We start from the raw sequence: 20453 nt of genomic DNA, 5'->3' as shown, positions 1-20453 counted from the left end.
CCTATCTCCCTTCGCTACAATTCTTTGCAAAATCTTGAAAAATATCTATTTCACAAATATGACCATCTTTATTCAGCGTAATGTGTGGTGTTTCATGGCTATGAATTGCCCTATTAATATGCAAAATTCTTGTCGCATACTCTAAAGTTATGGGTATATCGTGACTGATCGTAATTATAGTATGAAATTCGTTAATTGTTTTTAATATTTTATATATCTCAAGTTGCGTTTGTGTGTCTATATTTGATGTTGGTTCATCTAAAATTAACAGCTTTGGATTGCCGATTAATGCACGGGCTATAAACACTCTTTGTCTTTGTCCGCCGCTTAGATCACTGACTTTTTTATATGCAAGATTCTCAATACCTAGTTTGCTTAGAATCTCAAAAGTCCGCATTCTTTGTTTCTTATTTACTCTATATCCAAATATTCTTGTTTCTAATATACCCATTTCTACTATTTCTATTACCATTATGGGAAAATTTATATTGATTTGTGTGTTTTGTGGCACATAACCTATATCTTTTTTATTTGCAAAAAGATCTCTATTTGGATAGTGAATCTCGCCTGTAAAATCTGGTAAAAGTCCAAGTAAAATTTTTATAAAAGTTGTTTTTCCGCCACCATTTGGACCTATGATTCCTAGAAATTCTTTGTGTAAAATCTCGAAATTTACAGATTCAAAAATTTTTTCCCCATTGTAACTAAAAGAAACATTTTTACCTATAATAATAGGTGGTTTATCTATTGTATGCGAATCGTTCTCATCTTTTTGCATATATGTTTGTTTCATATTCTCCCCTTAGTCAAGATTCTACATTGCATATAATTTTTATATTTATAATTTAAGTAAAAATTCTATCATTTTATATTGCAAAAAGAAAAGATATTAAGTCGAATCATACCACATAAATACTTCTACGAAACATGTTTGTTGCTATAACAATAAGGCTAAAATAAAAATCTAGCATTGTAGTTTTAACACATATAAAAAATGCAGAATCTCAAATGAAAACATAAAAACCACATTCAATATGTTAAAATAAGCGACATTAAAGTTTCATAGGTTTAAAGGATATAAATGGCAATTATTAAAGAACTTGATGCGTTTGAAGTGCTAGATAGTCGTGGTAATCCCACAATTTGCGTTAAGGCGGTTTTGAGTGATGGCAGTGTAGGTAGTGCGATTGTCCCAAGTGGAGCTAGCACAGGAAAAAAGGAAGCATTAGAACTTAGAGATAAGGATAATATGCGTTTCTTAGGCAAAGGCGTGCTACAAGCATGTGCGAATGTAACAGAAAAGATAGCACGAGATATTGTAGGCATGGAAGCATATAGGCAAACAAGCATTGATTATATGCTAAAAAATATCGATAATACACAAAACTACTCAAAGCTTGGGGCAAATGCTACACTTGGCGTTTCTATGGCGATAGCAAGGGCTAGTGCAAATTCACAAAAGATTCCGCTTTTTAGATACCTTGGCGGTATTAATGCGACTACACTGCCCGCCCCTATGTTAAACATTATTAATGGTGGAAGTCATGCTGATAACAATGTGGATTTTCAAGAATATATGATTATGCCGCTTGGATTTGATTGCTTTAAACGGGCGCTGCGTGCAAGTGTGGAAGTGTATCATACGCTAAAACAGATTCTAAACGATAAGGGTTTAAGCACGGGTGTGGGTGATGAGGGCGGCTTTGCACCGAATCTAAAAAATAATGAAGAGCCTATTAACTATATCATTCAAGCTATTGAAAAGGCTGGATATAAAGCAGGGGAAGATATAAGCATAGCCCTTGATATTGCAAGCAGTGAGTTTTATGAGAATGGAATCTATAATTTAAAAGGTGAGAATAAAAAGCTAGATTCTAAAGGCTTGGTTGCTTACTATGAAGAGCTAGTAAAAAAATATCCCATTGTATCCATAGAAGATGGATTAAGTGAAGATGACTGGAATGGTTGGGAGTATTTGACAGAGCGACTTGGTAAAAAAATCCAGCTTGTAGGCGATGATTTATTTGTAACAAACACGGCGATATTACAAGATGGTATTAATAAAAACATTGCAAATGCAATCCTTATAAAACCAAATCAAATCGGCACAATCACACAAACAATGGAAGCCATAAGACTAGCTCAAAAAAGTGGATACAAAACCATTATCAGCCATAGAAGTGGCGAGAGTGAAGACTCTTTTATAGCGGATTTAAGCATTGCCGTTAATGCGGGAGAAATAAAGACAGGTGCTCCTGCAAGAGGTGAGAGAAATGCGAAATACAATCGCCTTTTAGAATTACGACATGGACATAAATTTTTAAGTTATGATGCAAAAAGTTTGTTTGCAAAGTGATTTTGCAATGAGATTACTTTTTGAAAAAGTGTTTTGTATGGGCAATAAGCCTAATAAATAGGCTGGATTCTAAAAGCTTTAAATCTTGCAAAAATAACAAAAGTATGCTATTATTGCAGGCTTTGTTTATTAAAATTCTATAAAAAGGTAGCAGATAATGAAACGAACATATCAACCACATAATACACCGAGAAAAAGAACTCATGGTTTTCGCACAAGAATGAAAACAAAGAATGGGCGAAGAGTGATTAATGCAAGACGAGCTAAAGGCAGAAAACGACTAAGTGTCGCGTAATCTTGCTTTTAGCCGTGTGATGATCGCTCTATAATAATGTGTAATTTATTGTATATTTGACATTTTGTGTGTATTGCAATAAATGTGATATTTGAGAATATATCATATTGATTCCTAAGTGTTGCTGTATCTCTTTGGGTGTTTATATCCCAATATCTTGCTCCGTAGCATATCCCTAAAATGTGTATTTTAACAATATAGCTTCGCGTGATTTATATTATTTAAGATTCCATGTATTGCGATATAGCCCATTAGTTGATTGTTGGACTAGGACTTCATGCAATTGACATAAAACAAGTGATATAGATTTTAAGATTTTTATTCATATTGTGCTGGGTTGGGGGTCTTATTCAATCTTTTCAATACATTGTAGCATTATGGAAAGTTTGAGTATGGAATCTTGTTTAAGTGGATTATAAATAATATTTGCTTAGGCATTTTTTCTTGCTATTACACATTTTTTTGCTAAAATTAGCATTTTAGTTTGTTGTGGGTGCTGTGGGGGCTTTATGCAAATTTATACTTCTTTATCATTTTTGTTTTTTTATATTCTATACGCTTTTAAAAACGATATTTCTAAAAAATCTTTGAAATATCACTCATTTTTATTGCACAAATTCATTTTTCCTACAACATATCATAATCACATAAAAAATAAGGCTATATTGTGAGAGAAAATATTACAAAGCATACTTATATTATTAATCTTTGCTATTTTACAAAATATATTTGGAGATATATTTGTCTGTGCTTTCTCATGTCTTTTTGTCTGTATGCGGTAGAAAATAATACAGATAAAGAGATAGAATCTCAAACAAATAAAGCCAATCCATACAATATAGATTATCCTAATCTAGATTCTAAATACTATCCATACATTCGCTCTCGCAATAAGTTTTATGATAAAGATATAGCAAAGATTATAGAAAATGTGGATAGGGCTGAAGCTAAAAATGCCTTTTTTGTCGGTGCAGCTTATGGCTTTAATATTAATGTAGCATTGCCCTTTTTTGTTGATGCGGGTATAATAGGCACACAAAATACAAAGTCAGCTGCCCCTAACTTTAGTCTATTTGGATTCCGCGTTGGGTATCAAAAATATACAGGCAAAATGTTGCCTATCAATCATTTTGGGTATCAAATCTATATTGATTTTTGCGTGAGTCTTGGAAAAAGCGGATTATTTTTTACCGGGATTAATGCGGATATGCTGTGGGATTTTTTGGAATTGCATGGTTTTATTGGGAGTATGAATCTTGGTGTTGGGCTTGGCTCAAGCAAGATTACAGGACTTGCCATAAGCCCTTATGGTGATAAATATGAGGCAGCATATAGACTAAATCTTGGTATAAGTGTGCGTTATCCACAACTTCACCATAAAGCTGGAATCTACTTTGGAAGCACTCAAGGGACAGAGAGAGGCTTTTTGGGCTATACAATGATGATTGGATATGATTATGTTTTTTAGAATCTTTTTATCTCTTTTTCTATTATCTAGCCTTATATACGCAGATGATATAAAGGAAAGTGAAGTAGCACAAGATAAGCATGCAGAAGATTCTATGCGGCTAGATGAAGATCATACAGATATGTTTGATGAAGTCGAAGACAAACACAATGAAAGAATAAAGCAATCTATCGACAGAATGCAGCATGTAAAAGATTCTATAAGAGAGGTGTATGAAAGAGAGAAAATATATACTCTAGAGCCACAAAACTATTCCATTGAAGATTTACAAATTGGTATTAGCGATGCACAAAATAAAGCAGAAAGAGAACAAGCTAGAAAGAAATTAGAATCTAGTGAATATAAAACTCAACTATTTTTTGGTGTGCAACTTGGCACTACAATAGCTGCGGTAGCAGACAATATAAATGTTTTGCCGACCTTAAATCTAAAGGTTGGATTCCAAAACTTTCTTGGCATATCAAGTAAGCAGGTTGGGCTTAAAATCTACCTTGATACACTTGTAGCAAGCAATATTTTATCATCGCTAAAAAACGATCCTTACGCAGATTTTATAGCTAGCACATTTAGTGCGACAAATGTTAATGCAGAAGTTATGTATGAGATTCCCATTTCTAAAGATATGAAGTTTGGGGTTGGAACTGGTTTTGGTGTGGGCTATATGGCTTATAGTGACAAGTATTGGGATAAACTGAATGGCTTTGCTTCAAATGTTGCCCTTCTTACCTACATTTCATTTTATGAGAAACATAAGCTTGAGTTAAGCTTTAAAACCTTTATTTATCATTATGGGAGCTATGTTACCAGAAAGCTTGAGGGCGTAGCACAGAATCCTGTTGATATATTCTCAAGCGATTTTGCAAAGCCTATGAATCTAAGTTTAGGATGGGTATATGTATTTTAAAAAATATATACATGCTATAAAAAAAGCTATTCATTTGCTTATGTTTTTGACATTTGCTGCTTGCATGTATGCAAAAGAAACAGATACAACAAAAAGGGAGCAAAAAAAAGAAGATAGCTTTATCCCTAATGTGCTTTTACAAGATACGACAAATATACTTGATTCTTCACTGCCCCTGCCCTATTTTTCATTACCTTACACTAAAACGCATAATTATCTAAAAAGAGAGAGTAGCAAGAAAGATTCTCTATTTGATGATGCGATGAAGCCTATAAAACCAAAGATTACAACCTATGACTATTCACAACTAAAAAATATGGATACGACACAAGATGAGTATTTTATCGATTTTAAGATTCATGAGCTTGAGAAAGAAGCCTATATGCTAAGATCTCAAATCATCGAGAAAGAAAAGAAAAAGCGAAATTGGCTTATAGATTCTAAAGCGAGTGGATATTATGCGGGCATTGGTGTAATGCTAGGCTTTATACATAATAAAAACGCTTTGGGTATAGATGCAAGCAGGGCTAGTGCTGGTGGGATTCTAAAGCTTGGCTATTTGCGTTATCTCTATAATCATTTGGGCTTAAAAGCAGAGCTATTTAATATTTATGGAAATCACACGCACAATAATGAACTTTTGCTTTATAATTACTATGGATTTAGACTTGCCGTATTGCATGATATTCCTGTATTTTTTAAAGAGCATTATTTTGGCTTTTTTGCGGGATTTGGTGTTGGGGGATATATCTTTTCAAAAAAACATCAAAGCATAGAAACTTATAACCATTTGACAAACGCACATAATATGAGTTTGAATCTAAACATAGGTGTGAGCTGGACTTATGCAAAACACCATAGAGTAGAGATTGAGCATATTTTTATAGCCCCACTTACAACACTCTCAAATGGCACAACAGAGACTTTTGAACCTAGCTATATAGTGAGTTACTCATGGGTATTCTAAAAACTTTATCTTGCATTCTAGTATTTATGTGCTTTATTCCATATCTTTATGGGATAGATTCTAGCGAAACAAATGTAAAAAAACGCATTCATGTCAATGACGATAAACGAAGTAATTATAAAGTTAATAATTTTACTACCATAAATCTTAACTCAACAAAAAAAGTCAAAAAAGAAGAACCAAAAAAAGAGATACAAAAACCTACTAAAAGCTATGAAGAAAAGTTGCGTTATTTACAATCCTTGCGTTATGAAGTAATGAGTTTAAAAGAGCAAATTGGCGATGATTTTCAAGTCAGTGTGCCTTATGGGCATTATGTAGATGACAAAACAAGCGCACAACGATTTAACGCCCTAACACAAAGCTATAATGACGCCTTGAAAAAAAGCGGTTTATTTGCTGGTGTAAGCATGGGGGTTTTAGATATTTATACAAGCGGCTATATTGATAACAATCTTGTGATAACTCGTATTACACCGCTTGTATATGGTGGTAGTGGTGGCTATCAAAAGTTTTTCAATCATTATGTAGGCACAAGGCTTTATGGCGGACTTTTTACTTCATTTTTCAATGATATTTATACCTATGATATAAAAAATGGCACAACTGCACCTGTGAAAAATCCCTATGGTGGTGATGGGAATTTACAAAGTTTTTATATGTTAGCCTTTATGAGTGCTGATGTGCTGTTTGAGTTTCCATTTGACAAAACATTTAAAAACTATATTGGTGGATTCATGGGGCTAAATATCGGTGTTATGTATTATCGCCCTTATGCTTCACACCCACAAAAAGGCGATTATTACCCTGCAAAATATATATGGAATTATAACTTGCAAGTAGATTATTCCTTTAATCTTGGCATGAGTCTCACTTTTAATAATATACATAGAGTAGAAGTAGGGCTTGGCATACCTTTCTCATATCTCTCACTACCGGGCTTTGCAGAAAGTGCTGATGTGCTTGAGAGAATACCTTCAAACTTTTGGCGTAGTGCGGTCTTTTTAGCAAACTACCGCATGTTGATAAAGTTTTAGATTCTATATCTAAACTTGTTTAAAGTATAGGTAATAAATGTATCTTATTTTTAATCTTTTGCTACTTTGGAATCTAGCTTTCACTACATGGATATTTTGTATCGAGCCATTTACAAAACTGCATAGAAAAAAGCACAACAAGCCATGATACATAAATCCATAAAAATGCAAACATAATAATTGAGACTGAGCCATAGATATTGCTATAAAACTTATTATAACTCATGTAGTAAAAAAATATGATTTTTAAACCATACCACACAATTGCACCAAGCAAACTCGCTAGTATCAACACAAAAAATCGCAATGGCTTATTCGCTGCTACACGAAAAAGCATAGCAAATGCAATCCAAGTAGCAAGCATAGGTATAAAAGAATAATATTTTGTAATCACAGCATCAGAGTATATATCCACAATCACTGCGTTAAAGTAAATCGAAGTAGCAAGAAACATGGGTATAAGCGTAACTAAAAGCCAGTATATGATAAAAGAGTCAAAATAACCGCGTTTTTTTGCCTCAAAAATGCGTGCAGCAACATCATCAAAATTCCTAAAGAATATAAAAGAGCTAATAAGCGAGATGAGAAAGCCTACAAAGCCCATCTCTTTGCCATTTGATAAAAAATTATCTAGGATTTTTGCAAACTCATGGGCATTATCAGGCAAAATATTATCAAGGATAGATTGTTTTAGAATCTGTAATTGATCTTGAAAGCTTGGAAAAAGTGAAAAAAGAGAAAAAAACATTAAAAAAGCAGGAATAATAGAAAAAATGCTATAAAAACTTAAAGAAGCCGCATAATGAAAGATTCTATCATTATCGGTTACAGCATGCCAACAATATGAGATTTTTTCACTGATAAAATAGCGATGCTTGGTTATGTTTGCATAAAAATGTTGTAGTTTTTGCAAATAGCCATCTTGTTGTGTTTTATTGTTTTGTGTTTCATGTGTGAGATTATTTTTTTGCGTTTGTTCTGTTAAAGTTTCGCTATTTGGATTGTATGCTTGAGAGATTAACTCGTTTTGTGATGTGCTTTCTTCTGCTATCGTATTAGCAGAAGTATCTAAAGATTCTGTGTATTTTGTTGTGGTATGAATCTTTGTATCTTGCACACATAAACCTTTAATTAAGATATTTTTGGGCTGTTAGCTTGCCATAATAATACTGCAATGCTTGTATCTTTTTTCCTTCAGTTATCACATATAGCCAGTTATGCAATACTCCCTTTTTAAAAGTCGTCTTTAAAGCTGTATTATCCCTTGCATACTGCGTAAAATCTCCATGCAACACCCCGTCTTTGTAGAAACCTGTGAAATGTGGGCTACCATTTGGATAAAAATGACTGAATCTTCCATGCAATTTGTCATCTTTATAATGAACTTCCCATGCAAGTATGCCACTTGGATAATAACCCACAAATTTGCCATGCCTTAATATTCCTTTGCATGAACCTTGCATAACAATACCATCAATAATAGTTTTACATGAAGTCATTTTAGTATGTGCATAAAACAATGAAAATGCAAACACTAAAACAACATACTTGAAAACATTCATTCCCAACAAGAAAATACCCTAAAAAATGTGAAAAAAAAGAAATAAGAGTGAGACTATAATAAGAGTTTATTGCCACAAAAGGCAGACTAAGCGAAAATCCAGCATGAAGCCAAATTTTCACAATAGTCCAAATATGGCTAAAGTTATTTTACTTTAAGCACCGCATTGATTTTTTTCAATTTATCTTCTTCAAGTAGATAGCGTAAATTGCGTTCATCTTGTTTGCTTTTTCTAAACTCTTCTTCTTTTTTAGTGATTCTATGAAGAATTTCAGTAGCTTTAGAAACATTTCTATTTGCTTGTGCTTCTTCTAAGTCTAAACGCAAGTTTTTAACATCAAATTCCACCGCATCTCTGTATTGTTTGAACTTCTCTGTTTGTGCTTTAACTGCCTTGAGAGTATCAAACTCAATTTGTGCAATTTCTCTTTTTTGTTTTAAGTTTGCAGTCGCATAAAGCTCTTTTACAACGCCTTTAGGTGCAACAGAAGCACCGATAACATGCTCATGGTGAGCCATATTAGGACATGCGAAAAGCAACCCGCTTGTTGCTATAGAAACAAACATCAACTTCTTAAGAACCATCATAACTTCTCCTTTGGCATAGAAAAAATAAAAATTATGAATGGCATTATAACGAAATATAATGAGTTTTAAACATAATTTTTGTAAAAAATAGATATTTTGGTTTATTGTTAGTTATCAAATCTATTGAAATACCTTGCTACATGATATTCAATATCTTTGCAAAATCAACATATAATGCTTATAACGGCAATAATACCAGCATTCATTTATAGTAAGACTAGATTCTACATGTCAAGCCAAGAATAATCAAAACTATATGCTTAAAGCAACTTGACTAAACGCATATAGTTTTACAATAACTCTCTCATTCACGCAATAAACGCCTACGCAAGATCCTCATCTTTTACTCGTCCCTTCTTTCTCTCTTCTTGATATTCTTGCTGTGTCCAAATGTTTAGAATCTTGCCCTCACTCATTTGCACGACTCTTTGAGCTAACTCAATGGTGCTTGGTCTGTGTGCTACAACGATTAAAATTTTATCTTTTTGCAATGTAGCAAGTGCATCTTTAATAGATTCTTCTGTTTCTTCGTCAAGGGCGCTTGTGGCTTCATCAAGTATTAAAATATCTGGATTCTTATAAATTGCCCTTGCGATAGCTATTCTCTGTCTCTGACCACCGCTTAAATTTGTCCCAAACTCATCAAGGATAGTTTCTATACCATCATCAAGTTGTGATACAAACTCATACGCCTGTGCTTTTTTTAGCGCATCAATCACTTTTTCTTCATCGATTTCCATGCCATAGGCAACATTACTAGCAATACTTCCATGGAATATAAAAATTCTTTGTGTTACAATAGATATATTTTTACGCAAACTCTCTTGTGAAAGATCTTTTAAATCATAATTATTAATGAGAATCTTGCCCTCATTTGGCTCATAAAGTCGCAGTAAAAGACTCATTAAAGAGCTTTTTCCGCTACCACTTTTGCCAACAATAGCCGTTGTTGTATTTCTCTTAAACTCTAAAGAGAGATTATTGATCGCAGTAAAATCATCATATTTCAGCGTAATGTTTTGTGCCTCAATGGATTCTATAGGGGCTTTTAGAATCTCTTTGCCATCAATAATTTTTGACTCCCTATCAATAATGTCTGATAATCTCTCATTTGCCACAAGAGCTGGTTGCACCCCTGCAAAGCTTCCGTTTAATCCCTTTAATGGCTTATAGAGTAAAAACATAGCCGCCATAAGTGAGAAAAACTGCCCAGCACTCATATTATCCCGCAATACTTCTAGCCCACCTATGATAATGACAATCGCCATGCCTATTGAGCCAAAAAGCTCCATAAGCGGTGAAGTGAGTAGTCCTACTCTTGTTGATTTCCGTCCTAAACGAAACATCTCATTACTATAATCTTTATATTGTTTAAACTCTAGTTTTTCCCCATTACTTGCCTTAATAATCTCTATATTATTAATAATCTCAAATACCCTTGAATTCATATTAACACTTGTTTGAAAGCTTTGATTCGCAAGAGATCTTAGCTTTTTTGCAATGAAACGAATGGGGATAATAGATAAAGGCATAATCATTAATGCAAGCAAGGCTAAAAACGAGCCATTATATACAATAACCGCACTATATGCAATAATCGTTAATATCGTGCTTAAAAAATTCATAAGATAACCCGTAGCAAAATACGACACCACAGAAATATCACTAATACGCGCTAGAATCTCACCGCTACGCATACGATTAAAGAAATCAAGCTCAAACCCCAAAACTCGCTTCATTACCTTTTGTCTTACTAGATTTTCAACATTAGCGTTAATATAGGAGAGATAATAGCCCTGCATATAAATCCCAAGCCCTTTAATAAAAAATATTGTAATAAGAACCAAAGGCATGATATAAAGCATTGCTTCATTTTTATCTTTAAACACATCATCAATTAAAGGTTGTATCACATACGCACTGCCACCAGATCCAAGCGCAGCAAGCACCATGCCAACAAGCACCATAAAATACTGCCATTTGTGCCGCTTTACATAGGGTCCAAATCGTTTATAAACAAGTTTAAAATCTTTGCGTAAATTAAGGGATTGTGTTTGCTTATCATCAGTCATTTTTTTACTTCCTTAATAATTCTGTTTAACAAAAAAAATAAAGCAAGATTCTAACATATTTGAATAAACTATGACAAAAGGTAAAAGCGTGTAATGTTATACAGAAACAAATAATAAGCCTTAATAATTTTATGCTAGAATACGCCGATTAGAATCTCAAATCTACCACATATTAGATATTAGCAAAAAAGGATAGCAATGATAATTTTAGGTATTTCAGCCTTTTACCACGATAGTGCCATAGCCCTATTAGAAGATGATAGAATCCTTTTTGCCTTGCAAGAAGAGCGATTATCTCGCATTAAAGCTGATAGCACATTTCCTAAACTATCCATTGAAGCGGCATTAAACTATATAAATAACAACTGCCACGATTATATGGGGGGGGGGGGGTGAATACCCTAAAAACACTCCACAAGATTTAACCAACTTAGAATCTACTTTTGAAAATAACGCTCAAGCCCAAGACGATTCTAAGAATTGCGGTGGGGCTTTGCGTGTTTTGGGGCAATTTGGGGATAGGAGTTACCTAAAGGGTAATGACTCCAGCGATTTTTCGCAACTCCCGCAAATACCCCGCAAAGCCCAATCCACCAACCCAAAGCCAACACCCCTAACACTAGATTCTATCGACTCCTTTGTCTTTTACGACAAACCCTTCCTAACCTTTGAACGCCTGCTTGAGACCTACTTTGCCACCGCGCCAAAGGGCTTTCTAAGCTTTGTAAAGGCGATTCCTGTATGGCTTTCAACAAAGCTTTTCTTAAAAGAAACCATCGCACGAGAGCTAGAATCTTTGTATAAAAAATTCTATCCGCAAAAAAGTAAGCAAGAGATTAAAGCATTTAAACAAAAAGTGCTAAATAATCTCTACTTTAGTGAGCATCATTTAAGCCATTGTAGTTCCGCATTTTTCCCAAGTCCTTTTAGAGATGCTGGGATTCTAACCCTTGATGGCATAGGTGAATGGGCGACTACGACTATTGCTAAGGGGGTGGATAATCATATTGAGATTTTACAAGAGCTGCATTTCCCACATTCTCTAGGGCTTTTGTATTCTGCTTTTACTTATTATCTAGGCTTTAAGGTTAATTCTGGTGAATATAAAGTGATGGGCTTAGCCCCTTATGGAGAGCCAAAATTTGTAGATATTATCAAAACGCATTTAATTGATATGAAGCATGATGGGAGCTTTTCACTCAATATGAAGTATTTCTCTTACACCTATGGGCTAAGAATGACAAATGCCAAGTTTGACAGCCTTTTTCACGCACAAAGAAGCCCAGAATCTAAGCTAGAACAAATCCATATGGATATAGCTGCAAGCCTGCAAGTTGTAACTGAAGAGATAATGATAGCCCTAGCTCGCACCACAGCTAGACTTAGTGGCAGTAGGAATCTTGTTTTAAGTGGTGGTGTCGCGCTAAACTGCGTGGGTAATGGCAAGATTTATCAAAAGCTTATCAAAGAAGAAAGGCTACTCGATCATATTTGGATACAGCCGGCAAGTGGAGATGCGGGAAGTGCGGTGGGGTGTGGGCTAGGGTATTACTATATGGAACGCAAACAGCCTAGAAATGTGGATTCAGCTTTGGGTAATCATTTGCAAAATCCTTCCGCCCCGCTTCCCTGTGATGCACACCCTAGTGCGTCTCATTCGCAAGGCGAAACGATTTCACAAAGCAATACCGCAAATCTTAGAATCCGCGAAGAATACAAGCAAACTGAGTGTGAAAATGCCACCGCCCAGAATCTAAACACGCAAGACAAGGATTCTAGAATTGACAAAAACGCAGAAATTTCAACAAGCAGCAATTTTACAAACGACACTAGGCGGCAGGATTTTTGTGATAAAAATGGGGCTTTGCAAGGCGAAGCAAGGGAGTTACCTAAAGCGGTAATGACCGAAACTGAGCCGAAGCAATCGCCATTTTTAGCCAAAAAGCCAACGCCAAAGATAAGCCCAAGCAATTCTAAGATTTTGGAACTAGAATCGGGGTTTTCAAACGCCACAAATATAAAAGGGTCGCAGGCGGAAGGATTTGCCGATGATTTTGTGGGTTGCGCGCGGCGAGCGGTGGGCGAAGGGATTTACCTAAGCGGTAATGAGCAAGCCCACCGCGCAGACTCCCGCAAAAGCGCGGCAAAGCCAACGCCTTTGCTAAAAGATTCTATGCAAGGAAGCTATTTAGGATTGTCTTACTCCAACGACGAAGTCCAAGCCACGCTAGATTTCCTAAACGCAGTCTATGAAAAGCATCATTTTGACACGATTAAAACACTTACTGCAAAAGCCCTAACACAAGGCAAAGTTGTGGGCTGGCATCAAGGGCGGTGTGAGTTTGGACCTAGGGCGTTGGGGGCTAGATCCATTCTAGGCGATCCACGCAATACCACAATGCAAAAGACAATGAATCTAAAGATTAAATACAGAGAATCTTTCCGCCCATTTGCCCCAAGTGTGCTGGACTTTGCCATAAATGAGTGGTTTGAGTGCGACTACATTAGCCCATATATGCTGCTTGTAGCCCCTGTGAAAAGGGAGAAATGCTACCCACTCACACAAGAGCAAAAAGAGCTTTTTGGCATAGATAAGCTTAATATCGTTCGAAGCGAGATTCCAAGTGTTACGCATATTGACTATTCTGCCAGAATCCAAAGCGTGCATAAGGATACAAATCCGCGTTATTACGCTTTAATAGAAGAGTTTTATAAACTTAGTGGTGTGCCTGTGCTAGTGAATACTAGCTTTAATGTGCGGGGCGAGCCTATGGTGTGTAGCCCTTATGATTCTTATGCGTGTTTTATGGGGACGGAGATGGATATGCTAGTGGTTGAAGATTTTATTCTTTATAAAGAAAATCAGCCACAAGAGCATATCGCAAAGTTTAGGGATATTAAAGATAAGTATGAGCTTGATTAAACAATAAGGGATGTATATGAGAAAAGAAATATTGTATAAAATCACACAAGGCAAAATTGGCGTTTTATTGTTTTCTGTATTGTGGATTTTAATAAGTTTGCTTTTATTAAAGATTGATCGCATATCTAAAATGCGTTTTGATTTTAGCATTATGTCATTTGTATGGATTAGCGCCCTCTTATTATTGTTATGTGTATATTATGCAAGGCAGACAAAGATACAAGGCTTGAAGTTGGCATTATCTTATTTTAGTATTTTGCCTATTTGTGTAATCATTGGTGAGGTATATGGATTCTATAAATTGCAGAATAAAGACAATAAAGATAAAGATTGTGTTTTAGAATCTAATGGCATTTATGCAACTGCTTACTATGAGCCTAATACAACAACAGGATATAGGGCAAAACCAAATATAGTAGCTACTGCACAAATGCTAAATAAAAAAGATAACTCTATAATCTATGATATTTCCTATGATATCAATGAGTTTGGTTGGCGTAAAACAAAAAGTTCAAATAATAACAGCAAACAATGCTTTCTCTTTTTTGGCGATAGCTTTACCATAGGCGAGGGGTTAAATGATAATGAAAGTTTGCCATTTTATTTTGGACAACAAGTCGATATGAAAATTTATAACTTTGGATTCCATGGATATGGACCTCATCAAGCCTTAGCTTTGCTTTTAAGCGGTGAGGTTAAAAGGACAATTAAAGATTGTGATGAAGTAATAGCACTTTATGAGAGTTTGCCACGGCATATTTCTAGGGCTAATGGATTCTCACCATGGGAAGTTGGCACAAAAGCCCCGAGATTTAAAATCAATGGCGAAAAACTAGAATGGCTAAATACTACAACTAATAAGAAATCAAAATTTGCAAGATCAATAGAACATCGCCTAGAACAAAGCTATCTATATAAATTCTTACAATCACGCGATACATACAAATACGATGAGAAATACAATAATCTCTATTTTGCCATAATGTTAGAAATGCAAAAAGAGCTAAAAACACAACTTAACGCACCGCTTTATGTTTTACTATGGGATTCTAATAATTTAAGTGATGAACTAGAAGTTAAAGAATCTAATGCTATTACACAATGGTTAGATACAGCGTTTAACAATAGCAACATGGCTACAATGGGGGGGGGTATATGCTAGTAAGTGATATTTTGCAAGATTATAAAATAGCCAGAGAGAATTATTCCATTAATAAGTGTGAGCAACACCCAAACGCTATTGCAAATAAGGAATTGGCAAAATTTTTAGCACTAAATCTAAAAGATAGCATAATACAAACAAATAGAATAAAAGCGGTAAAAACAACAGATTCCAAAACAGAAAAAATCCAAAAGTAAAAAAAAGGGAAATGATGACAAACAATAGTGACTTACGCGTATTTTTAGGCATTTGGGCGGGGATTTTTGCGGTATTTCTACTCTCTGGAATCTTATTGCACGACATTTATAGAATCTGGGCGATCATTGGGCTAGGTGTCGCTTTAGCCTTGCAAGTCTATCCCAAAGTTAGCACACCACTTTATATCGCACAAGTGAAGCTTGGGAGTGTGATTGGCTGGTGCATTTCTCGTGCAACTTTGGTGGTGCTGTATTTTTGCGTATTTGTGCCTTTGGGGCTAGTCTTTCGCATAATAGGACGCAATGTTTTAGGAGCAAGACTTGACAAAGAAAAGGATAGTTATCTTATCTCTCGTCAAAAGCAACCTGTAAGTATGAAAAATCAATTTTAAAAATCAAAGGAGATTCTGTGTTAAAAAATAAATGGATAAAGTCTATTGTATGGGTTATCGGGCTTATTATACTGGTGATGATTCTACTAAAGCTAGATCGTTTATGTTTGCGTTATTTTGGTTTTAGTATGCCTTATGCGTGGATTGGCGGTGCTTTTGCGATTATTTTACTTATTTGTGCGAAAAGAGCTACATCTCAAGGCTTAAAACTCGCTTTTATTTATATAGCGATTGTGCCTATATGTGTTGTGATAAGTGAAGGGGTTTTTTATTATAAGATACAAAATAAAAAAGATATACTCATACAGCCGCATAAGATTCTAGGCTATGCCCTTGCCCCAGCAGTTTCTGAAAAAGGTAAATTGATTGTAGATGACAAAGTGATTTATGATATTGTCTATACGCATAATGAAAATGCTTTGCGACTCACACCGAATAATAATACCAACTCACGCACTTGCTTGAATATCTATGGTGGCTCATTTGTCTATGGTTCTGGTGTTGGAGATTCTGAAACTATAACCGCATATTTACAAAACAATCTACCACAATATAATGTCAAAAATTTTGGTATAGGTGCAGCTGGAGCACATCAAATGTTAGCAAGATTAGAGTTTGATTTAGATTCTAAAGAATTAGGGCAATGTGATGAAAATATCTTTATTTATGAGGCTATACCGCACCATATTTACAGAGCAAAAGGCGTATTTAAAGGACCAAAATATGAAAATATTAATGGTGAAATTATTTATCAAGGCACATTTAGCGATGAAGAACAGGCGGTATTTTGGCGAAAAGATGATGACACAGAAAAAAATAAAATAATAGAAAACAAACCGCGACAATCTTTTATACAGCGTATGGCAAGCACACTCAAAAAGACAAAGGACCAACTTGCAGAATCTTATACAAGAGAATATTTCTTTCCGCTTATTAAACCCGGTTCCAAGTCAAAAGATTTACTACAAAACGAAGTTTATGAAAAAGGGTTTGCCTCCAATTTGGATAGAGTGAAGCTAAATATCTCACAAGACCACATATATTTTGACATTATACGAAAAATCAACAAGATATTAAAAGAAAAATATAACGCAAAACTTTATGTGATTTATTGGGATTATGATATGCACGCACAATTTTTAGACAAATACGATAAAGTCATACAAACTACACTTAAAAACGATGGTATCCCATTTTACACGATAAGTGAAATTATCGGTGATGATTATAAAGAGGATTTAGAACGCGTAAAAAATGGCGATTTTGAACATTTTAAATACAGAATCTCGCGTTGGGATACGCACCCAAATGCCCTAGCAAATGAAAAAATCGCAGAGTTTATTGCCACACAAATTAAAAACGGCACAATAAAACCAAGTAGATTACACAATCCCAATACTACACATGACGATCCAAACAAAAAGGGGCAAGAATGACAAACAACATATTTTTACACCGCAAGGTTACCCAACTAACACATAATAAGGAGCAAATATGAATATCATTAAAGAATTATGGGCTTTTTTAAAGGAACGAAAAAAGTTTTGGCTTTTCCCTGTGATTATTATCATGCTATTTTTAGGCGTATTAATTGTATTGGCAAAAGGCTCTGCTGTCGCACCTTTTATCTATACTATATTTTAAGTATTATAGTATCTTAATTTGTGTGATTTTAAGTCTTAATTACAGGGGTTTTATGTATAGACACTAAATGTTTGTATCTTAAAATCTACAAATCACCCCAAAGATTACTGCCATCATTTAAGAGATTCTAAGCCTTTACAACAGCTCAACAATCTCTCTCAAGCATTTCACAACATAACTTATAGAATCTTGCGTGATAACATAAGGGGGCATAAAGTAGATTGTATTCCCAAGTGGGCGAAGTAGTAAGCCCCTTTTTAAGCCCTCTTCAAAGATAAATATATTTGGTCGCTCTTTATCTGTAATAACATCAAAGGCTATAACCATACCGCATATTCGCATATTGACTACTTTAGAAGAATCTTTTAGAATCTCAAATTCCTTTTTCATAAATAGACTTAATTGCTTATTTTTCTCAATGATATTTTCCTGCTGAAAGATATCAAGCACCGCATTTGCCGCCGCACATGCAAGTGTGTTACCTGTATAGCTATGTGAGTGTAAAAACGCCTTATATGTGCTATATGGCGCATAAAAAACATCATATATAGAATCTGAAGTAATCACAACTGAAAGTGGCATATATCCACCGCTAATCCCCTTTGATAAGCATAGATAATCTGGCACAACACCACATTGCTCTAGTGCAAACATGCTTCCTGTGCGACCAAAGCCAACGGCTATTTCATCAAAAATGATTTGGATTCCATGCTTCCTGCATAAAGCTATCGAATCTTTAATATAATCTTTATTATACATATGCATATTACCTGCACACTGAATTAAAGGCTCTAGGATAAACGCACAGATTCTATCGCCATACTCTTTTAGAATCTTTTCTAGCGATTCTAGTGCATGAGAGTAATCGCCAAATTGCGTTTCTGGGACTTCTGTGCGTAAAGATTCTAATAAAAGCGGGGCATAAGTCTCTTTATACAAAGCTACATCACCAACGCTTAAAGTCCCTATTGTCTCGCCATGGTATGAGTTTGTGAGTGAGAGAAAAAGATTGCGATTAATATTAAGATTACGAAAATAATGAAAACTCATTTTCAATGCTACTTCAATAGCAGATGATCCATTATCCGCATAAAAGCATTTATTAAGTGGTTGTGGTAACATATCACAAAGCCGCTTAGATAGATTGATAATAGGCTCGTGGCTAAATCCAGCTAGAATTACATGCTCTAAATTATCAAGCTGCTCTTTTATCGCTGCATTAATATAGTCATTACAATGTCCAAAGAGATTCACCCACCAGCTACTCACACAATCAATATAGCTTTTATCATTAAAGTCATACAGATAGATTCCCTTTGCCCTTTTTATAGGGATAATGGGTAATTTCTCATGGTCTTTCATCTGCGTGCATGGATGCCAAATATGTGCTAAATCAAGCATGGCTAAATTATCATTTTGCATGAAATACCTTTATATAAAATCATCTCTTTATAGTAAAATAGTAACTAAAAATCGCATTTTTTGCAATGCCAATAAAAAGGAAAAGAATGCAGGCTACAAAAATACTACAAGCCCTAAAAGATGATAACAATCTACGCACACTGCAAGATATACAGCACGATGGCATATATATCATAAAAGATAATAAGAGAATGCTAAATCTCTCTAGCAATGATTATTTAGGTATTGCTACTGATAGGGAGTTGAGAGAGGAATTTTTTGATACGATAGATAAAGAAAGCTTACTTTTAGGTAGCACTTCATCGCGTAGTCTAAGTGGAAATTATAGAATCTTTACACAATTAGAAGATTACATCGCCTCACAATTCCGTAATAAGTCATGCCTACTCTTTAATAGCGGCTATCATCTTAATATCTCTTGTATGCAAGCCCTAAGCGAGTTTAGTAATGTATTGTTTGTCGTGGATAAATTCGTGCATGCAAGCATTATCGATGGCTTAAGGCTTGGTGGAAAACGCTTTATGCGATACGCTCATAATGATATGCAATCTCTTGCAAGTATCTTAGAAAAAACACATGATCAATATGAAAGCATTATTATTGTGAGTGAGGGGCTTTTTAGCATGGATGGCGACTTAGCACAGCTAGATTCTCTCTGTGCGTTTAAACAGCAATATAGTAATGTCATGCTCTATCTTGATGAAGCCCATAGCGTTGGGGTATTTGGTGAAAATGGACTGGGTTTAGCTAGTCTAGGCTATGAAAATTCTATTGATTTTTTAGTCTATACTTTTGGTAAGGCGATTGGGTCTTTTGGGGCGTGTATGATTTGCTCACCTCATCTCAAAGACTTTTTTATTAATAAAGCAAGGGGCTTTATCTACTCAACCGCCATCGCACCTATAAATGTAGCATGGAATCTTTTTGTATTTCAAAAGCTTAAATCCATGCAAAATAGAAGAAAACATCTATTAAATCTAAGTGAGCTATTACGCAAAGAGTGTGCGAAATATAATATAAGCTTAATGGGTGAAGCACAGATTCTATCACTCATAGCCCATACAAATGAAAACGCCCTTTTACTTGCCGATAAACTTAGTCATAAAGGCTTTTTTGCCCCAGCGATTAAAACCCCAAGTGTCCCACCAAACACAGCACGACTTAGAATCTCTCTCACAAGCAACATGCAAGAAGAAATGATGATAGAGCTTGTCTCTACATTAAATGCTAATAGAATTATCTAACACATAGGTTATAAATTATTATCATTTTAAGATTTAATCCCTTGTCATATTACTTTTTTTGTCATACTAAGCGAAAACAAAACATCTTTAATTGCCATATTAAGCGAAGCGAAATATCCCCTACAAACTCTAAGATTAATAAACAAAAAAAGCAAAAATCCATAAAACAGCCACATTTACAAAAAAAAAACAAAAATTCAACTTTTTTATGCTAGAATTTG

20 protein-coding genes are annotated in these 20453 nt (G+C 34.8%); 14 read left to right on the top strand and 6 right to left on the bottom strand.

What is annotated here, in order from left to right; all coding sequences use genetic code 11:
• Window position 1: 1 nt before the first annotated feature.
• Window positions 2-793 carry a metal ABC transporter ATP-binding protein gene (locus tag XJ32_RS04890; RefSeq protein WP_077388534.1) on the bottom strand — a complete coding sequence of 264 codons (792 nt, stop codon included), beginning with the start codon at window positions 791-793 and terminating at the stop codon, window positions 2-4.
• A 288-nt stretch (window positions 794-1081) separates the two neighbouring features.
• On the opposite strand from XJ32_RS04890, the gene eno reads away from it, so the two are divergent.
• The 6 genes from eno to XJ32_RS04860 all read left to right on the top strand — a co-directional run bounded on the left by eno (window position 1082) and on the right by XJ32_RS04860 (window position 7027).
• On the top strand, window positions 1082-2356 hold the full coding sequence (gene eno / locus XJ32_RS04885; protein WP_004086212.1) for a phosphopyruvate hydratase: 1275 nt from the start codon (window positions 1082-1084) through the stop codon (window positions 2354-2356).
• A gap of 157 nt (window positions 2357-2513) precedes the next feature.
• Window positions 2514-2651 (top strand): 50S ribosomal protein L34, encoded by a 138-nt coding sequence (gene rpmH / locus XJ32_RS04880; protein ID WP_004086213.1) that lies wholly within the window; start codon window positions 2514-2516, stop codon window positions 2649-2651.
• A gap of 667 nt (window positions 2652-3318) precedes the next feature.
• The gene (locus XJ32_RS04875) at window positions 3319-4119 is read left to right on the top strand and encodes a hypothetical protein (RefSeq protein ID WP_077388533.1); all 801 of its coding nucleotides are present in this window, start codon (window positions 3319-3321) and stop codon (window positions 4117-4119) included.
• Window positions 4103-5023, top strand: a complete 921-nt coding sequence (locus tag XJ32_RS04870) for a hypothetical protein (RefSeq protein WP_005216718.1) — start codon at window positions 4103-4105, stop codon at window positions 5021-5023. The genes XJ32_RS04875 and XJ32_RS04870 overlap by 17 nt, the downstream gene beginning before the upstream one ends.
• The gene (locus XJ32_RS04865; RefSeq protein ID WP_077388532.1) at window positions 5013-5990 is read left to right on the top strand and encodes an outer membrane beta-barrel protein; all 978 of its coding nucleotides are present in this window, start codon (window positions 5013-5015) and stop codon (window positions 5988-5990) included. The genes XJ32_RS04870 and XJ32_RS04865 overlap by 11 nt, the downstream gene beginning before the upstream one ends.
• Window positions 5978-7027, top strand: coding sequence for an outer membrane beta-barrel protein (locus XJ32_RS04860; RefSeq protein ID WP_077388531.1), 1050 nt, complete (start codon window positions 5978-5980; stop codon window positions 7025-7027). The genes XJ32_RS04865 and XJ32_RS04860 overlap by 13 nt, the downstream gene beginning before the upstream one ends.
• 73 nt (window positions 7028-7100) lie before the next feature.
• Here the strand turns inward: XJ32_RS04860 and XJ32_RS04855 are convergent, their stop codons facing one another.
• The 4 genes from XJ32_RS04855 to XJ32_RS04840 all read right to left on the bottom strand — a co-directional run bounded on the left by XJ32_RS04855 (window position 7101) and on the right by XJ32_RS04840 (window position 11248).
• Complete coding sequence (locus XJ32_RS04855) at window positions 7101-8144, bottom strand: YihY/virulence factor BrkB family protein (RefSeq protein ID WP_254422493.1); 1044 nt, start codon at window positions 8142-8144, stop codon at window positions 7101-7103.
• Window positions 8145-8154: 10 nt separating this feature from the next.
• Entirely contained in the window at window positions 8155-8448 is a 294-nt protein-coding gene (locus XJ32_RS04850) for a toxin-antitoxin system YwqK family antitoxin (RefSeq protein WP_254422492.1), read from the bottom strand.
• A gap of 284 nt (window positions 8449-8732) precedes the next feature.
• On the bottom strand, window positions 8733-9176 hold the full coding sequence (locus tag XJ32_RS04845) for a hypothetical protein (RefSeq protein WP_004086225.1): 444 nt from the start codon (window positions 9174-9176) through the stop codon (window positions 8733-8735).
• Between the two features lie 323 nt (window positions 9177-9499).
• The gene (locus XJ32_RS04840; protein WP_077388529.1) at window positions 9500-11248 is read right to left on the bottom strand and encodes an ABC transporter ATP-binding protein; all 1749 of its coding nucleotides are present in this window, start codon (window positions 11246-11248) and stop codon (window positions 9500-9502) included.
• A gap of 198 nt (window positions 11249-11446) precedes the next feature.
• On the opposite strand from XJ32_RS04840, the gene XJ32_RS04835 reads away from it, so the two are divergent.
• From XJ32_RS04835 to XJ32_RS12215, 7 genes are all read left to right on the top strand, one after another.
• Window positions 11447-11644: a carbamoyltransferase N-terminal domain-containing protein gene (locus tag XJ32_RS04835; protein WP_020995441.1), complete on the top strand. Its 198-nt coding sequence runs from the start codon at window positions 11447-11449 to the stop codon at window positions 11642-11644.
• 97 nt (window positions 11645-11741) lie between these two features.
• Window positions 11742-14171, top strand: a complete 2430-nt coding sequence (locus XJ32_RS04830) for a carbamoyltransferase family protein (RefSeq protein ID WP_254422491.1) — start codon at window positions 11742-11744, stop codon at window positions 14169-14171.
• A gap of 16 nt (window positions 14172-14187) precedes the next feature.
• The gene (locus tag XJ32_RS04825; RefSeq protein WP_077388527.1) at window positions 14188-15333 is read left to right on the top strand and encodes an SGNH/GDSL hydrolase family protein; all 1146 of its coding nucleotides are present in this window, start codon (window positions 14188-14190) and stop codon (window positions 15331-15333) included.
• On the top strand, window positions 15327-15530 hold the full coding sequence (locus XJ32_RS04820) for a hypothetical protein (RefSeq protein ID WP_077388526.1): 204 nt from the start codon (window positions 15327-15329) through the stop codon (window positions 15528-15530). Before XJ32_RS04825 ends, XJ32_RS04820 begins: the two co-directional genes overlap by 7 nt.
• A 14-nt stretch (window positions 15531-15544) precedes the next feature.
• Window positions 15545-15922, top strand: coding sequence for a hypothetical protein (locus tag XJ32_RS04815; protein WP_077388525.1), 378 nt, complete (start codon window positions 15545-15547; stop codon window positions 15920-15922).
• Between the two features lie 17 nt (window positions 15923-15939).
• The gene (locus XJ32_RS04810; RefSeq protein ID WP_077388524.1) at window positions 15940-17358 is read left to right on the top strand and encodes an SGNH/GDSL hydrolase family protein; all 1419 of its coding nucleotides are present in this window, start codon (window positions 15940-15942) and stop codon (window positions 17356-17358) included.
• A gap of 58 nt (window positions 17359-17416) precedes the next feature.
• Complete coding sequence (locus XJ32_RS12215) at window positions 17417-17566, top strand: DUF5989 family protein (RefSeq protein WP_004086238.1); 150 nt, start codon at window positions 17417-17419, stop codon at window positions 17564-17566.
• A gap of 135 nt (window positions 17567-17701) precedes the next feature.
• Here the strand turns inward: XJ32_RS12215 and XJ32_RS04805 are convergent, their stop codons facing one another.
• The gene (locus tag XJ32_RS04805) at window positions 17702-18988 is read right to left on the bottom strand and encodes an adenosylmethionine--8-amino-7-oxononanoate transaminase (protein WP_077388523.1); all 1287 of its coding nucleotides are present in this window, start codon (window positions 18986-18988) and stop codon (window positions 17702-17704) included.
• Between the two features lie 86 nt (window positions 18989-19074).
• On the opposite strand from XJ32_RS04805, the gene XJ32_RS04800 reads away from it, so the two are divergent.
• Window positions 19075-20232, top strand: coding sequence for an aminotransferase class I/II-fold pyridoxal phosphate-dependent enzyme (locus XJ32_RS04800; protein WP_077388522.1), 1158 nt, complete (start codon window positions 19075-19077; stop codon window positions 20230-20232).
• Window positions 20233-20453: the final 221 nt, after the last annotated feature.

It is taken from the genome of Helicobacter bilis (assembly GCF_001999985.1).
Lineage (GTDB): Bacteria > Campylobacterota > Campylobacteria > Campylobacterales > Helicobacteraceae > Helicobacter_A > Helicobacter_A rappini.
The sequence above is the reverse complement of the archived record's forward strand: the minus strand, read 5'-3'. Positions and strand labels throughout refer to the sequence as shown.

Bases quoted from the DNA above. Each gene is read 5' to 3' on its own strand.
- XJ32_RS04890 (WP_077388534.1), bottom strand. From the start codon at position 793: ATGAAACAAACATATATGCAAAAAGATGAGAACGATTCGCATACAATA.
- eno (WP_004086212.1), top strand. From the start codon at position 1,082: ATGGCAATTATTAAAGAACTTGATGCGTTTGAAGTGCTAGATAGTCGT.
- rpmH (WP_004086213.1), top strand. From the start codon at position 2,514: ATGAAACGAACATATCAACCACATAATACACCGAGAAAAAGAACTCAT.
- XJ32_RS04870 (WP_005216718.1), top strand. From the start codon at position 4,103: ATGATTATGTTTTTTAGAATCTTTTTATCTCTTTTTCTATTATCTAGC.
- XJ32_RS04865 (WP_077388532.1), top strand. From the start codon at position 5,013: ATGTATTTTAAAAAATATATACATGCTATAAAAAAAGCTATTCATTTG.
- XJ32_RS04860 (WP_077388531.1), top strand. From the start codon at position 5,978: ATGGGTATTCTAAAAACTTTATCTTGCATTCTAGTATTTATGTGCTTT.
- XJ32_RS04845 (WP_004086225.1), bottom strand. From the start codon at position 9,176: ATGATGGTTCTTAAGAAGTTGATGTTTGTTTCTATAGCAACAAGCGGG.
- XJ32_RS04840 (WP_077388529.1), bottom strand. From the start codon at position 11,248: ATGACTGATGATAAGCAAACACAATCCCTTAATTTACGCAAAGATTTT.
- XJ32_RS04835 (WP_020995441.1), top strand. From the start codon at position 11,447: ATGATAATTTTAGGTATTTCAGCCTTTTACCACGATAGTGCCATAGCC.
- XJ32_RS04825 (WP_077388527.1), top strand. From the start codon at position 14,188: ATGAGAAAAGAAATATTGTATAAAATCACACAAGGCAAAATTGGCGTT.
- XJ32_RS04820 (WP_077388526.1), top strand. From the start codon at position 15,327: ATGCTAGTAAGTGATATTTTGCAAGATTATAAAATAGCCAGAGAGAAT.
- XJ32_RS04815 (WP_077388525.1), top strand. From the start codon at position 15,545: ATGACAAACAATAGTGACTTACGCGTATTTTTAGGCATTTGGGCGGGG.
- XJ32_RS12215 (WP_004086238.1), top strand. From the start codon at position 17,417: ATGAATATCATTAAAGAATTATGGGCTTTTTTAAAGGAACGAAAAAAG.
- XJ32_RS04805 (WP_077388523.1), bottom strand. From the start codon at position 18,988: ATGCAAAATGATAATTTAGCCATGCTTGATTTAGCACATATTTGGCAT.
- XJ32_RS04800 (WP_077388522.1), top strand. From the start codon at position 19,075: ATGCAGGCTACAAAAATACTACAAGCCCTAAAAGATGATAACAATCTA.